This window comes from Blautia hominis (assembly GCA_002270465.1).
In the GTDB taxonomy this organism is placed as follows: domain Bacteria; phylum Bacillota; class Clostridia; order Lachnospirales; family Lachnospiraceae; genus Blautia; species Blautia hominis.
The window spans coordinates 51762-66401 of record NQOF01000007.1 but is presented as its reverse complement, the minus strand read 5'-3'; the positions used below and the strand labels follow the sequence as shown (position 1 = coordinate 66401).

General features: G+C 48.1%; 11 protein-coding genes. 10 read left to right on the top strand and 1 reads right to left on the bottom strand.

Annotation, left to right across the window (positions count from 1 at the left end; all coding sequences use genetic code 11):
- Window positions 1–183 precede the first annotated feature (183 nt).
- The 4 genes from hutH (at window position 184) to rd (ending at window position 4396) form a co-directional block, all read left to right on the top strand.
- On the top strand, window positions 184–1719 hold the full coding sequence (gene hutH, locus CI595_RS20250; protein WP_065544521.1) for a histidine ammonia-lyase: 1536 nt from the start codon (window positions 184–186) through the stop codon (window positions 1717–1719).
- A 50-nt stretch (window positions 1720–1769) separates the two neighbouring features.
- The gene (gene nhaC, locus CI595_RS20245) at window positions 1770–3308 is read left to right on the top strand and encodes a Na+/H+ antiporter NhaC (protein WP_095175441.1); all 1539 of its coding nucleotides are present in this window, start codon (window positions 1770–1772) and stop codon (window positions 3306–3308) included.
- A 36-nt stretch (window positions 3309–3344) separates the two neighbouring features.
- Window positions 3345–3827, top strand: coding sequence for a PH domain-containing protein (locus tag CI595_RS20240; protein WP_095175440.1), 483 nt, complete (start codon window positions 3345–3347; stop codon window positions 3825–3827).
- A 410-nt stretch (window positions 3828–4237) separates the two neighbouring features.
- Window positions 4238–4396 carry a rubredoxin gene (gene rd / locus CI595_RS20235; protein ID WP_095175439.1) on the top strand — a complete coding sequence of 53 codons (159 nt, stop codon included), beginning with the start codon at window positions 4238–4240 and terminating at the stop codon, window positions 4394–4396.
- Window positions 4397–4441: 45 nt separating this feature from the next.
- Here the strand turns inward: rd and CI595_RS20230 are convergent, their stop codons facing one another.
- On the bottom strand, window positions 4442–5365 hold the full coding sequence (locus CI595_RS20230) for a LysR family transcriptional regulator (protein WP_095175438.1): 924 nt from the start codon (window positions 5363–5365) through the stop codon (window positions 4442–4444).
- A 414-nt stretch (window positions 5366–5779) separates the two neighbouring features.
- Here CI595_RS20230 and CI595_RS20225 point away from each other — a divergent pair, with 414 nt between their 5' ends.
- From CI595_RS20225 to CI595_RS20200, 6 genes are all read left to right on the top strand, one after another.
- A complete protein-coding gene (locus CI595_RS20225; RefSeq protein ID WP_095175437.1) occupies window positions 5780–7414 on the top strand; it encodes an FAD-dependent oxidoreductase in 1635 nt (544 codons plus the stop codon).
- A gap of 77 nt (window positions 7415–7491) precedes the next feature.
- Window positions 7492–8445, top strand: coding sequence for a ferredoxin-like domain-containing protein (locus CI595_RS20220; RefSeq protein WP_095175436.1), 954 nt, complete (start codon window positions 7492–7494; stop codon window positions 8443–8445).
- A gap of 195 nt (window positions 8446–8640) precedes the next feature.
- Window positions 8641–9474, top strand: coding sequence for a diaminopimelate epimerase (gene dapF, locus CI595_RS20215; protein WP_095175435.1), 834 nt, complete (start codon window positions 8641–8643; stop codon window positions 9472–9474).
- A gap of 8 nt (window positions 9475–9482) precedes the next feature.
- On the top strand, window positions 9483–10829 hold the full coding sequence (locus tag CI595_RS20210; RefSeq protein WP_330397453.1) for an MATE family efflux transporter: 1347 nt from the start codon (window positions 9483–9485) through the stop codon (window positions 10827–10829).
- A 182-nt stretch (window positions 10830–11011) separates the two neighbouring features.
- Window positions 11012–13147: an anaerobic ribonucleoside-triphosphate reductase gene (gene nrdD / locus CI595_RS20205; RefSeq protein ID WP_095175433.1), complete on the top strand. Its 2136-nt coding sequence runs from the start codon at window positions 11012–11014 to the stop codon at window positions 13145–13147.
- Window positions 13148–13331: 184 nt separating this feature from the next.
- Window positions 13332–14624 (top strand): cation:proton antiporter, encoded by a 1293-nt coding sequence (locus CI595_RS20200; protein ID WP_095175432.1) that lies wholly within the window; start codon window positions 13332–13334, stop codon window positions 14622–14624.
- Window positions 14625–14640 lie beyond the last annotated feature (16 nt).

The window sequence follows — 14640 nt, the reverse complement described above, 5'->3', positions numbered from 1 at the left end:
AGCCTGATAACACGAAAAAATATTGTTCGCCAATGACGGAAAAATGACCGTACCACAAAGAATTTGACGATGAAAGAGAATTGTCAGATAATTGCATTTGTGGAAATTGACATTTATTGACGCTTTTTTGACACGAGGGTCTGTATAATTGCACTATAAAATATAAGGAAAAGAGGGTGCGATATGAGCAATATTGTAATTACTGGTAAAGACCTCACACTGGAACAGATTGCTTTAATTTGTCGTGAGAATGCAAAAATTGAGTTAGCCGAGGAGGCAAAACAGAACATTATCGAATCAAGAAAAGTGGTGGATGACCTTGTTGCGGAAGAGAAGGTTGTCTATGGGATCACTACCGGATTCGGTAAATTCAGTGATGTTGTGATTTCTCAGGACCAGTGCAAGGCTCTTCAGAAAAACCTGATCATCACCCATGCGGTTGGTGCTGGTGATCCGTTCCCCGTTGATGTTGCAAGAGGTATTATGCTGCTTAGGATCAACAACCTGGTGAAAGGTTTTTCAGGCATTCGTCTGGAAACCGTTCAGACTATGGTTGATATGCTGAATAAAGGTGTTACTGCGTTTATCCCGGAGAAAGGTTCCCTTGGAGCTTCCGGAGACCTGGCACCCTTATCTCATATGGTTCTGCCGATGCTGGGCCTGGGTATGGCTTACTATGAAGGAGAGCTCCTTCCGGGTGCAGAGGCTATGAAGCGTGCAGGTATCCCGACGATTGAACTGTCCGCAAAAGAAGGACTGGCTCTGAACAATGGTACACAGGCTATGACAAGCGCCGGTTCACTGGCACTGCACGACGCGCTGCAGCTTCTGAAGGTTGCAGATATTGCAGACTCTCTGTGCTTCGAGGCGCAGAACGGTGTTGTGAGCGCTCTGGATCATCGTCTGCATGATGTACGTCCCCATTCAGGACAGCTTGCAACAGCAAGAAACCTGCTGAGACTTCTGGACGGCAGCAAGAACACCACACGCCAGGGCGAGATCCGCGTACAGGATGCTTATTCCCTGCGTTGTTCACCGCAGATCCACGGTGCAAGCAAGGATGCAGTGAATTATGTACTTGACCATGTAAATATTGAGATCAACTCTGTAACAGATAACCCGATCATCTTTAAAGAGGATAAGAACGGAATCTCCGGCGGTAACTTCCACGGACAGCCTATGGCATTAAGCTTTGACTTCCTGGGAATCGCAGTTTCCGAGCTGGCTAACGTTTCTGAGAGACGTATTGAGCGTCTGGTCAACCCGGCATACAGTGAACTGCCTGCATTTTTAACACCTCACGGCGGCGTTTGCTCCGGATTCATGATCGTGCAGTATTCTGCAGCAGCATTAGTTTCCGAGAATAAAGTTCTTGCACATCCGGCATCTGTTGACAGTATCCCGTCATCCGCCGGTCAGGAAGACCACGTATCCATGGGTACGATCGCTGCCAGAAAAGCAGGGGAGATCGCTAAGAATGTAAGACGTGTTCTGGCTATGGAGCTTATGGTTGCATGCCAGGGTATTGATATGCGCGGCAATAAAGGTCTGGGCAAAGGAACACAGGCTGCTTATGACTTAGTCCGCAAACAGGTTGCCACATTAGATGAGGACCGTGAATTATATGGTGATATCAACTACTGTGAAGAAATTATTAAGGATGGCTCTCTCGTCAAAGCGGTAGAGGAGGCCCTTGGCGGAGCTATAGAAACAAAATAAATTCTTAAACTGTCCTGCAAAAATAATTTAAGAAAAGAGGGTAAGTCTTAATGGGAAAAAAAGAAAAGAAAGAACGTACAGTTCGCCTTCCTAATTTTATCGAAGCGATCATTCCGATCGTTGTCATGATGGCACTCATGCTTTATGGCTTCGTAGGAGGAAGCGGATACAGCGATGCCCATATGCCGTTACTGGTATCTATCGTAGTGGCTTGTATCATCGGCTGTCTCTGCGGACACAGCTTCTCCGACATGCTGGCTGGTATGTTGGACAGGCTGAATGCTACAATGGAAGCGATACTGATTCTTTGTACAGTTGGTATTCTCGTGGCATCTTTCATTATGTCCGGTACAATTCCGGCCCTGATCTATTACGGCCTGGATTTACTGACACCTAAGCTTTTCCTGCCAATCGGCTGTATTATGTGTGCTGTTGTTGGTCTGGCATGTGGTTCTTCCTGGACTGCTACCGCTACCATCGGTATTGCTTTTTTAGGTATTGGTGCAGGTCTTGGTATTAATCCTGCCATCACAGCTGGTATGATCATCTCCGGCGCATACGTGGGAGATAAATTCTCACCGCTGTCCGATACTACAAACCTGGCAGCAGCAGTTTCGGAGACGGGACTGTTTGACCACGTTACGGCCATGGTCTCGACCACCGGGCCAACGTTTGTGATCGCCCTGATCTTATATACGATCATGGGCCTGAATATTGATACATCAGGATTTGATGCCTCTGTTGCAACAGATCTGCAGGCAGCACTGGCAGAAGGCTTTAATTTAAGTCCGATCCTGCTGCTTCCTATTGTTGTGATCGTGGTTGTTTGTATCATGAAGGTACCGGGACTGGTTGGTATTTCCATCTCTGTGGGATGCGGTGTTCTGTTTGCAGCAGTTTTCCAGGGTATGCACAGCTTAGGAGAACTGTTCGACGTTCTGCATTATGGTACAACATTTGAATCCACCAACGATCTGGCCAACGACTTGTTGAGCAGGGGAGGTATGGACCACCAGATGTGGACCATTAACCTGATCTTGCTGGCTGTAGCCTACGGCGGTGCTTTGGAGCGCTGCGGATGTGTGGATACACTGTTCGGAGGTCTGAAGAAGAGACTTCACTCTGTGGGAAGTCTGATCCTTGCCACACTTCTGACATCCTTATTCTGCGATGCTACCATGTGCGACCAGTTCCTGGGAATTGGTGTGCCGGCTCCGCTTTATGTGGACAAATATGATGAGATGGGTCTGGGACGAAATATGTTGTCCAGGACATTGGAGGACTGTGGTACTCTATGGGCAGTTATGTTCCCGTGGACGGGCTGCGGCGCTTACCAGATGGGCGTTCTGGGAGTGCATCCGTTCATGTACTTCCCATTTGCATTCGTTAACTTGTTAAACCCGATTCTTGCAGCAATCTTGGCGTTCCTGGGACGCAATATCTTCTGGGCTGACGGCGCGTATACCAATATTTTTGGAAAGACGACCATGCGCAAACCGGCTGCAGCTCCGGCAGATAAACATGAGCTGGCAGTGAAGAATCTTGAAGCTATGCGTGCAGCAGGTAAAGCACCGAGAGCACAGGCATAAACATGATGTCTATTGTTTTTTGAAAGGAGTATCATAGTGAGTGTTGAGCATCTTCCCTGGGACTCATTAGAAGGACCGATATATTATGCAAGGGATTTGAAACCACGTAAACCGTGGGTGACATATGGCTGCTGGATCTTATCCGCTGCCCTGATTATCGGCGGTATTATCACGCCTTACCGCGTGGCTGCTGTATTTGGTGTGTTGTACATACTGACACTGATGATGAAAAAAGATACCGTCATTACCGAGAGGGGACTGGAGATTTTTTATCAGATGCGGATTACCACACACTATGATTTTTGGAGCTGGAAAGAGATCGTTTCGGTGATCCGCGAGGACAGAAAGCATCCGGAACTGATAGCGCTCCATTTTGGCAGGGGCAATAGAAGCAAGCGCTTGTTTTTCACAAAGGCAGATGCAAAACAGATTATGGTACTGGCCAGAAAGAAAAATTCCAGAGCTGTGGTGGCGGATGCTGACCCGCGGCAGATGGCTGGCTACAAGAAAAAGAAATAGTTACTTGGAATATGTCCTGGAAATCTGTTTTATACATACGGATTTCCAAATTATAGGGAAGGGAAAGTAAACTCCTCTTACTTTCCCGGATAGAGAGGCTGCGCACTTATGAGTTTTGTAAGTGTGCAGTCTCTTCTTAACGATATTGTTACTGTACACTCCGTGTCCAGTAACACGCTTCGCATGCACAGATATGGAGCATTCTGCACCATATCGCGCTGGCGGCCTCGGGATTTTCATGCTTCCGGCATGAAAACGCCTCCCGGTACAGTGGCCTGTGTACAATAACACAATATTTAGCAATGGATAAATTGGACAAAAAAAGACTGGATTTATGAATGAATATGTGATAAAATCAGTGTAATTCAGGAGATAACTGGAGAAGCTAATTATAGGAGGTATATAATATTATGAAAAAATATGTATGTGAACCATGCGGATATGAATATGACCCTGAGGTAGGAGATCCTGAGAACGGAATCGCACCGGGAACTTCATTTGATGATATTCCGGAAGACTGGGTTTGCCCGATCTGCGGTATGGGAAAAGAAGTATTTGTAGAAGCTTAAATGAAATAGGAATGGCTGCCGCTAAAAACGGCAGCCATTCTGTGTTCAGCGGTCAACTAACTGTCCTCCGGGGAGTTTTTTTATTTCTTCCACATCATTGTAACTGCTCACAATCTCCTTCAGGCGGATAATGGAATCGGTCAGGTATTTGTCCTTGTGGTATACAAAGGAAAAGTCCCTGTTCCATTCTTTGTGAGGGCCGGTGAATACATGGATCTCTTGGTTCTGGATCTCTTTTTCCAGAAGACGGATGGAGATAACAGCCATACAGTTGTTGATCTGTATGGCATTTTTTATGGAATCAGGGGTGCTCTCCTCAAAGACTGTGTGGATATCAAGGCCGTGGCGGACAATGAAATTTTCAAACAGCTCTCTTGTGCCGCTGCCGGGCTCTCTCTTTACAAAATCGTGTCCGTTCAGCTCATTGATAAATAAGGTATGACGGCCATAAAAAAGATGGTTTTGACCGCATGCAAGCACAAGCATGTCATCTATGAGGGGGATGCTGATCAGATCACGGCTTTTGACCCTGCCCTCCACGATGCCCACATCCAGCTCCATGTTCAGAAGCTTCTGTTCTATGATCTGTGTATTATTCATATAAGAATAAATGTCAAGGTCCGGCTGTTCCATTTTCAGGTCCCGGACTACCTTAGAGAGGATGCCGCTGCCAAGGGTAATGGTACCGCCGATGCGGATCTTCTCCCGCCGGTTTTCCTTTCGCATGCTCTCCTCAAGGCTTTCAAACTGTGTGACAAGCTGTTTGGCAGTGACATAGAGGGTTTTGCCATCCTCTGTGATATACAGTTTTTTAGAGAGACGTTCAAAGAGCAGGGTCCCATAGTGTTCCTCCAGTTCCCGGATTGCCTGGCTGACGGAGGGCTGGGTGATGAAAAGCTGTTCCGCTGCCAGGCTCATCTTTCCCGCTTCTGCAACAGCCAGAAATATTTTCAGATGTCGGATTGTCATAACACATCTCCTTTATCATAGGTAAGTTACTGTACACTCCGTGTCCAGTAACACGCTTCGCGATGCACAGATATGGAGCATTCTGCCCCATATCGCGCTGGCTGCCTCGGGATTTTCATGCTTCCGGCATGAAAATGCCTCCCGGTACAATCGCCTGTGTACAGTAACATAGGTAAAACCTATTAATTATATAATATTATATTACTTTTCTTATACATGTACAAGTGCTATACTGGATATAAAGCTAAGGAAAATAATTCCTGTTACTGATCGTATAATACTATCCCGCGGACAGTAACGAATCCTTGGTCACTGTTCGCAGGCAGGTCTGCAGACCGTAACGATTTCGGAACGGAGACGGGAGCAGGGACCGGATAACACGAAAAGCAAATTTGAGAAAAGAAGGTATGGGCTATGAAGGTATTGATCATTGGCGGTGTAGCCGCAGGTACAAAGGTAGCAGCAAAACTGAAAAGAGAAAGCAGAGAAACAGAAGTTCTGATTCTGACCAAGAGTGAAGACATATCTTATGCAGGATGCGGACTTCCTTATTATGTAGGGGATGTCATTCATGAGAGAAGCCAGCTGATCGTCAACACACCTCAGAAATTTGCAAAACTGACAGGTGCGGAAGTGGAGACAGGCATTGAGGTGACAGGGCTTGACCGCCAGGGCAGAAAGGTCACTGCAAAAGACTTAAAATCCGGTGAGACAAAAGAGTATACATATGATAAACTGGTAATAGCAACAGGTGCGTCTCCGGTTGTACCGCCCCTTCCGGGACTGGATATGAAAAATGTATTTCTTATGAGGACTCCTGATGATGCGGAAGCGCTCAGAAAAGCAGCAGAGTCGGGCACAATTAAGCGTGCAGTGATCGCAGGCGGTGGATTTATCGGCCTGGAAGTTGCAGAGAATCTTCAGAGCCGCGGCATCCGCACCACAGTTCTGGATATGCTGCCACACATTATGCCGGGATTTGACCCGGAGATGGCAGAGTTTGTGGAAAACCACCTGGCAGACCAGGGGATCATGACACTCCTCGATACAAAGCTGGAAGGCGTGGAAGGCAGCGGAACGGTTGAGAAGGTCAAAACATCCAGAAGAGCCATCAAAGCGGATGCGCTGGTGCTCTCCCTTGGTATCCGTGCAAATACTGCATTCCTGGCTGATACGGGCATCGAGCTTGCGCCAAACAGGACTGTTTTGGTAGATGATCATATGAGGACCAATGACGAGGATATTTATGCGCTGGGGGACTGCTCCATGATCACCAACCGCATGACACAGGCCAGGGCATGGTCACCTATGGGTTCCTCAGCTAACATTGAGGGCAGGATCGCGGCACAGAATATTGCCGGTGCTGATGTTTCCTATCCCGGTGTTCTGGGAACGGGTGTGGTAAAACTGCCGGGTCTGAACGCAGGCCGCACAGGACTTACAGAGCAGGTGGCAAAGGATGCAGGACACGATGTGGTTTCCGTTGTGGCTGTAGTGGATGATAAGGCTCATTATTATCCGGGAGCAGATTCCTTCCTGGTTAAGATGATCGCGGATAAGACAACAGGTGAATTCCTGGGTATCCAGGTTCTTGGAAAAGGTGCTGTAGACAAGATGGTGGATATCGCTGTAGTGGCACTGAGTCTGAAGGCCACGGTGCAGCAGCTGGAGCATCTGGATTTTGCTTATGCACCGCCGTTCTCAACCGCTATCCATCCATTTGCACACTGCATCAATATCCTTCTGAACAAGATGTCCGGTTCTTTCGAGACCTTTACTCCGGTTGAGTTTGCGGAGGGCAAGGCAGAAGGTTATAAGGTGATCGACGCTTCTTTGAAACCAACCCTGGAAGGTGTGGAGTTCATGAACCTGGAGGAAGTTGACGGAGAAGTGGAAGGACACAGCAAGGATGAGAAGATGCTTCTGGTATGTGCAAAAGGAAAAAGGGCATACATGCTGCAGAACCGCCTGAAATCTTATGGGTATACCAATACAAAGGTTCTGGAAGGCGGAAGTACCTTTAACGGGGAAGATTTGATGGAAGACTGACAAAATGAGCAATAGAAACAACAGGATCACACAGGACAGGCAAGGCCATAAAAGATAAAAAGTTGGAGGAAATTAAAATGGCAACATTAACAGTGAGCAGTGAAGATGAAAAAAGAGTAAAAGCCCTGGGCTTTTTGAGCAACAAGGGAACCGATAATTTTTCCGCCAGGATCATTACAAAGAACGGAAAAATTACAGCAGAACAGCAGATTTGTATTGGGGAGGCGGCAAAGCTGTACGGCAACGGCGCAGTTACATATACCACACGTCTTACCATTGAAGTACAGGGAGTTCCCTATGAGAAGATTGACGAGTTCCGTGCCTATATCCAGAAATGCGGGCTGGACACAGGCGGTACCGGTTCCAAAGTGCGCCCTGTGGTTTCCTGTAAAGGAACTACCTGCCAGTACGGTCTTTTAGATTCCTTTGGTCTTTCAGAGGAAATCCATGATGAGTTTTATGTAAACTGGCATGATGTAAAACTGCCTCATAAATTTAAGATCGCCGTGGGCGGATGTCCAAATAACTGCGTAAAGCCTAACCTGAATGATCTTGGTATTGTGGGCCAGCTCATTCCCAACTATGATGAGGACATGTGCAGCGGATGTAAGAAATGCGGAGTTGTGAAAGCCTGTCCTATTGATGCCGTGAAACTGGTTGACGGCATTATGGAACTTGACAGAGAGAAATGTATCAACTGCGGACGTTGTATCGGAACCTGTCATTTTGACGCCATCGAGGATGGTACTTACGGATATAAGATTTACCTGGGCGGAAGATGGGGAAAGAAAATTGCCATTGGCAAGCCTATGAGCAAAATTTTCACAACCAAGGAAGAGCTTATGAGCGTGATTGAGAAAACACTGCTTCTGTACAGGGAACAGGGAAAGACAGGGGAGCGTTTCTCCGATACCATTGAGCGTCTTGGATTTGAGAATGTGGAAGCGCAGCTGATCTCTGATGAGATCCTGGAGAGGAAAGAGGAAATCCTTTCCGCCAAGCTCCATGAGGTGGGCGGAGCTACCTGTTAATCAGGAGAGTCCTGACACAAACTGTTTTTCTGCATTGACAAAAGAATTATGGATTGCTATGATTAATAGCAAAGAAACGAAGAGGGTATCTTTTACAGACACCCTCTTTTTTCTCTGCGGACTGGATAGGTGTTATGCTGTCCGGAGGAAAAGAAAAAGGAGAACACGGGTTACAAAGCAAAGGAGGCAGCTGCGATGAAATTTACAAAGATGCAGGGAATCGGCAATGATTATGTGTATGTGAACTGTTTTCAGGAGACAGTGGAGGATCCGTCTGAAGCCGCAAGAAAGGTCAGTGACCGGCATTTCGGCATTGGATCTGACGGGTTAATCCTGATCAAACCTTCAGAGAAAGCAGATTTTGAGATGGAAATGTATAACGCGGACGGCAGTCAGGGCGCCATGTGCGGCAACGGCATCCGCTGTGTGGCAAAATATGTGTACGACTACGGCCTGACAGACAAGACAAGAATCAGTGTGGATACCAAAAGCGGAATCAAATATCTGGATCTGACGGTGAAAAACGGCAGGGTGGCCCAGGTGAAAGTGAATATGGGAAAGCCGGAGTTTCACACGGAAAATATCCCCATGAAGCATAAAAAAGAAAAAGTCATCCGGGAGCCTCTGGCTGTCAATCAGCAGGTCTACGAGGTGACTGCGGTTTCCATGGGAAATCCCCATGCAGTTGTGTTCATGGATAATGTAAAAGGGCTGGATATTAAAGAGATCGGACCGTATTTTGAGAAACACGAGGCATTTCCTGAGGGGGTTAACACAGAGTTTGTCCGGGTCCTGGACGAGAAGACCGTGGAGATGCGGGTTTGGGAGAGAGGCAGCGGGGAGACCCTGGCCTGCGGAACCGGAGCCTGTGCAGTGGCGGCGGCCTGTGTGATGAACGGATATACAGAGGAGGAGGTAACGGTAAAACTGCTGGGCGGCGACCTGAAGATTTTCTGGGACAGAAAAGAGAATACCATTTACATGACAGGTCCAGCGGAAGTGGTTTTTGACGGTACGATAGAACTATGAGATTTAGCATGACAACAGAGGACAAGCGGTTCTACAGAAATGTATTGAGGCTTGTCATGCCTATGGCACTTCAGAACCTGATCAACGTGGGGGTTACATCCACGGACGTTATCATGCTGGGAAGAGTGGGTGAGACTGCCCTTTCCGGCGTTTCCCTGGCTAACCAGGTGTACTTTATATTGTCACTGATCTTCTTCGGGCTCACCTCAGGGGCCTGTGTGCTGACTGCCCAGTATTGGGGAAAACATGATACCAGGACCATTGAGAAGGTCATGGGAATGTCTTTTCGGATCGCCATTTTGTCTGCAGCAGTATTTACGGCGCTGGCTCTGTGTGTGCCGGACCTGCTGATGCGGATCTTTACTTCGGACGAGGCGATCATTGCGGAGGGCGTGAGTTATCTGCGGATCGTGGCATTTTCATACATACTTGCAGCGTTTACCAATGTATATCTGAACATAATCAGAAGTATTGAGCGTGTGGTCATCGCCACGGTGGTGTACGCCACATCTCTGTCTGTGAATATCATACTGAATGCAATATTTATCTTCGGCCTTTTTGGGGCGCCGGCTCTGGGGGCAGCGGGTGCGGCTATCGGCACGCTCTGCGCCAGGGCTGTGGAGGTTATCATTGTGGTATATTATGCACGGAAGAAAAATGATGTGGTCCGCATCCGCATCAAAGATATGTTTAAGAGATATAAGTGGCTGGAAAAGGACTTTTTCGTGTATGCGTTTCCGGTGCTCCTCAATGAATTTGCCTGGGGCGCGGGTATGGCTGCCATATCCTCCATTGTAGGGCATCTGGGCAGCGCCTCTGTGGCAGCGCATTCCGTGGCACAGGTGTGCAGACAGTTGTCCATGGTCATTGCCTTTGGCATCTCCAACGCCACGGCCATCATGATAGGCAAGGCGATCGGGGAGAAGAAAGAGGAGCTTGCCAGGGACTATGGAAACCGGTTTGCCAAGCTGTCCCTCTTGTTTGGGGCGGCGGGAGGTATCCTGATCCTGTTCATTTCTCCCTTTGTGTGCAATATGCTGAAATTGACGCCTCTGGCAAAATCCTATCTTCAGGTCATGATGGTGATCATGTCCTATTATGTGGTGGGGCAGTCCTTTAACTCCACATTGGTGGTGGGCGTGTTCCGGGCCGGGGGTGATACCATGTTCGGGCTGTTTTTGGATGTGGGGATCATGTGGCTCTGCTCTATTTTCGCTGCGGCTGTGGCAGCCTTTGTGATACATGTACCCATGCCATGGGTTTACATAATCTTGTGCAGCGATGAAGTGATAAAGGTGCCGTTTTCCTGGAAGCGGTATAAAAGTTATAAATGGCTTAATAATATTACGCGATAAAAAATGCAGAGGCCACAGGGCTTTGATGGGGATATTGGATTAAATTCGTCAAGAATTTGTGCAATATTCCCACTTCCATTTCAAAGAAAAACATGATATACTTTGTGATACAAAATCTGGTAATAACAAAAGAATAAAATAATAAGTGACACAAGATGTAGTGCTGCAATGAGGTGAAGGCAATGATTTATGTGATTAAAAAAGACGGAACAAGAGAAGAATTTGACGTACAGAAGATAGTCAGAGCAGTCAATAAATCCGCGGAAAGAATTATGTACAGTTTTACGGAGCAGGAGATTGACTTTCTGTGCAGATATGCCACAGACAAGGCAGAATCCCTGGGAAAGGGTGAGATCACTATCCAGGAGATGCACAATATCGTGGAGGGAGCACTGGAGCAGGTGAACCCTGCGGTTGCCAAGAGCTACCGGGATTACAGAAATTATAAGCATGATTTTATCCACATGATGGACGAGGTGTATACCAAAAGCCAGTCCATCCGTTATATCGGTGACAAGAGTAATGCAAATACAGACAGTGCTCTGGTCGCGACTAAGAGGAGCCTGATATTTAATGAACTGAACAAGGAACTGTACCGTAAATTCTTTATGAACCGCAATGAGCTGCAGGCATGTAAGGACGGTTATATTTACATTCACGACCAGTCCGCAAGGCTGGATACCATGAACTGCTGTCTCTTCGATGTGGCCAATGTGCTGAAGGGCGGATTTGAGATGGGGAATGTGTGGTACAATGAACCGAAGACACTGGATACCGCCTTTGATGTTATGGGGGATATCATTCTGAGTACAGCGGCCCAGCAGTACGGCGGGTTTACCGTGCCGGAGGTGGATAAGATACTTGCCCCTTATGCAGAGAAAAGCTACAGAAAATACAGAGAAGAATTTTTAAAATATGTAGACCCGGAGTGGGAACACGCGCAGGAGAAAGCGGAAACGTACGCATATGACAAGGTACAGCGGGATTTTGACCAGGGATGGCAGGGCATTGAGTACAAGCTCAATACCGTGGGTTCCTCCAGAGGAGACTATCCGTTTGTGACAGTGACACTGGGGCTGGGAACCGGGCGCTTTGAGAAGATGTGCAGTATTTCCCTGCTCAATGTGCATAAAGAAGGACAGGGAAAAGCAGGACACAGGAAACCGGTGCTGTTTCCCAAGATCGTCTTCTTATATGACGAGGCCATTCACGGGGAGGGCGGTGCCAGCGAGGATGTGTTTGAAGCCGGTATTGCGTGCTCAGCCAAAACCATGTATCCGGACTGGCTGTCCATGAGCGGGGAAGGCTATATTTCCAGTATGTACAAAAAGTATAAAAAGGTGATCAGTCCCATGGGATGCCGCGCCTTTTTAAGCCCCTGGTATGAGCGGGGCGGTATGACACCTGCGGATGACCGGGATGTGCCCGTGTTTGTGGGAAGGTTCAATGTGGGGGCTGTCAGCCTGCATCTGCCCATGATTCTGGCAAAAGCCAGAGCGGAGAACCGTGATTTTTATGAGGTGCTTGACTTTTATCTGGAGATGATCCGCCAGCTTCATATCAGAACTTATGACTACCTGGGGGAGATGAAAGCATCCACCAATCCGCTGGCATACTGTGAGGGCGGATTTTACGGAGGCAGTTTAAAACCCTCTGACAAGATAAAACCCCTTCTGAAGCCTATGACAGCTTCCTTTGGCATCACCGCGCTCAACGAGCTGCAGGAGCTGTACAACGGAAAGTCTATCCGGGAGGACGGTGCCTTTGCCCTGGAAGTCCTTCAGTATATCAACAGTAAGGTGACCCAGTTCAAGGAGGAGGACGGCAATCTGTACGCGATCTACGGCACCCCGGCAGAGAGCCTGTGTGGTCTGCAGGTGGAGCAGTTCAGGAAGATGTACGGCATCGTGGAGGGCGTGTCGGACCGCCCCTATGTCAGCAACAGTTTCCACTGCCATGTGACAGAGGAGATCACCCCCATTGAGAAGCAGGACTGCGAGGGCCGTTTCTGGGAGCTGTGCAACGGCGGCAAGATCCAGTATGTGCGCTATCCCATCGGGTACAACACAGATGCGATCCGGGCGCTGGTGAGAAGAGCCATGACGCTGGGATATTATGAGGGTGTGAATCTTTCCCTGGCTTACTGTGATGACTGCGGCCATGAGGAGCTGGAGATGGATGTGTGCCCGGTCTGCGGATCCACAAACCTAACTAAGATTGACAGGATGAACGGGTATCTGTCGTACAGCCGTGTACATGGTGATACCAGGCTGAACACTGCCAAGATGGCGGAGATCGCAGAGCGCAGATCCATGTAAAGCGCAGAGATGACGGACAAGGATAAGGCTGCCCTTTTGGGGCGGCCTTTTGTGTGGTTTTTTGAGGTTTTGTGATGTTTTTCCATTCCCTTTTTTTTAGAAGTGTGGTACGATTAATTCGATTTCGTTTAGTGAGGAAAACGGGAAAAGAGCAAGACACAGGGGAGAGAAAGGACGGAACAACATGAACTCTTATAATTATTTACTGGACCTGGCGCTTATATTACTGAGCACCAAGGTTTTTGGACTTCTTACCAGGAAAGTCAGGATGCCTCAGGTGGTGGGCGCCCTGCTTGCGGGACTGCTTTTGGGGCCGGCCTGTTTTGGGATACTGAAGCAGACGGAATTTATCCACGAAGTGTCGGAGATCGGTGTCATTGTGCTGATGTTCTGCGCAGGCCTGGAGACAGATATTGATGAACTGAAAAGGAGCGGCAAGGCCTCTTTTGTCATTGCCCTTTTAGGTGTGCTGGTTCCGCTTGCGGGAGGATTTGGAGTAGCCTGGTTCTTTAACCGGCCGGGCATGATAGCATCCAATGCGTCAGCAAGTATTATGCTGCAGAACATTTTTATCGGTGTCATTCTGACAGCCACCAGTGTGAGCATATCTGTGGAGACCTTAAAAGAGATGGGCAAGTTAAACACCAAGGCCGGTAATGCCATTCTGGGCGCTGCCATCATTGATGATGTGCTGGGCATTATCGCTCTGACTGTCATCACAAGCCTGGCGGATGCCAGCGTCAATGTGGTGGTTGTATTTGCAAAGATCGTGGGATTCTTCGTGTTCGTAGGTGTCGGCGGCTATGTGCTTCACATAGTTTTTAAAAAATGGGTGAAAGGTTATGAGAGGGACCTGCAGCGGTTCGTCATTATCTCCTTTGTTATCTGTCTGCTCTTTTCCTATTGTGCAGAAAAGTTTTTCGGTGTTGCGGACATTACAGGGGCATTTTTCGCAGGTCTGATCATCACAAAGACAACGCACACCAATTATATTGCAAGGCGGTTTGGGATTTTGTCCTATATTCTGCTGTCACCGGTGTTTTTTGCCAGCATTGGTATTCAGGTGGAACTTCCGGATATGAGTCCCATGATCGTGACATTTGCTGTGGTTCTGGTCATTGTCGCTGTGCTCACTAAGATCGTGGGCTGCGGTGTGGGCGCTAAAGTCTGTCAGTATAAGAACAAGGACTGTGTCCGCATCGGCATGGGCATGGTATCCAGAGGCGAGGTGGCCCTCATTGTTGCCGCAAAGGGCAATGCAGTAGGTCTGATGTCCTCCGCCCTTCTGGGGCCGATCGTGGTAGTGGTAGTTATCACTACGATCATTTCACCTATTCTGCTCAAGATGACCTTCAGTGAGAAGAGCGGCAAGGTGGAATATCAGGAGAATGAATACGCAAAACATATAGAAGAAGCCGAGGCGGCTGGAAAAAGCGATGCGTCCCGTTATGTGGGCGGAAAGCAGCAGGGAAAATAGAAACGGAAGGAAGTAC

Bases quoted from the DNA above. Each gene is read 5' to 3' on its own strand.
- dapF (WP_095175435.1), top strand. From the start codon at position 8,641: ATGAAATTTACAAAGATGCAGGGAATCGGCAATGATTATGTGTATGTG.
- CI595_RS20220 (WP_095175436.1), top strand. From the start codon at position 7,492: ATGGCAACATTAACAGTGAGCAGTGAAGATGAAAAAAGAGTAAAAGCC.
- nrdD (WP_095175433.1), top strand. From the start codon at position 11,012: ATGATTTATGTGATTAAAAAAGACGGAACAAGAGAAGAATTTGACGTA.
- hutH (WP_065544521.1), top strand. From the start codon at position 184: ATGAGCAATATTGTAATTACTGGTAAAGACCTCACACTGGAACAGATT.
- CI595_RS20210 (WP_330397453.1), top strand. From the start codon at position 9,483: ATGACAACAGAGGACAAGCGGTTCTACAGAAATGTATTGAGGCTTGTC.
- nhaC (WP_095175441.1), top strand. From the start codon at position 1,770: ATGGGAAAAAAAGAAAAGAAAGAACGTACAGTTCGCCTTCCTAATTTT.
- CI595_RS20200 (WP_095175432.1), top strand. From the start codon at position 13,332: ATGAACTCTTATAATTATTTACTGGACCTGGCGCTTATATTACTGAGC.
- CI595_RS20225 (WP_095175437.1), top strand. From the start codon at position 5,780: ATGAAGGTATTGATCATTGGCGGTGTAGCCGCAGGTACAAAGGTAGCA.
- rd (WP_095175439.1), top strand. From the start codon at position 4,238: ATGAAAAAATATGTATGTGAACCATGCGGATATGAATATGACCCTGAG.
- CI595_RS20230 (WP_095175438.1), bottom strand. From the start codon at position 5,365: ATGACAATCCGACATCTGAAAATATTTCTGGCTGTTGCAGAAGCGGGA.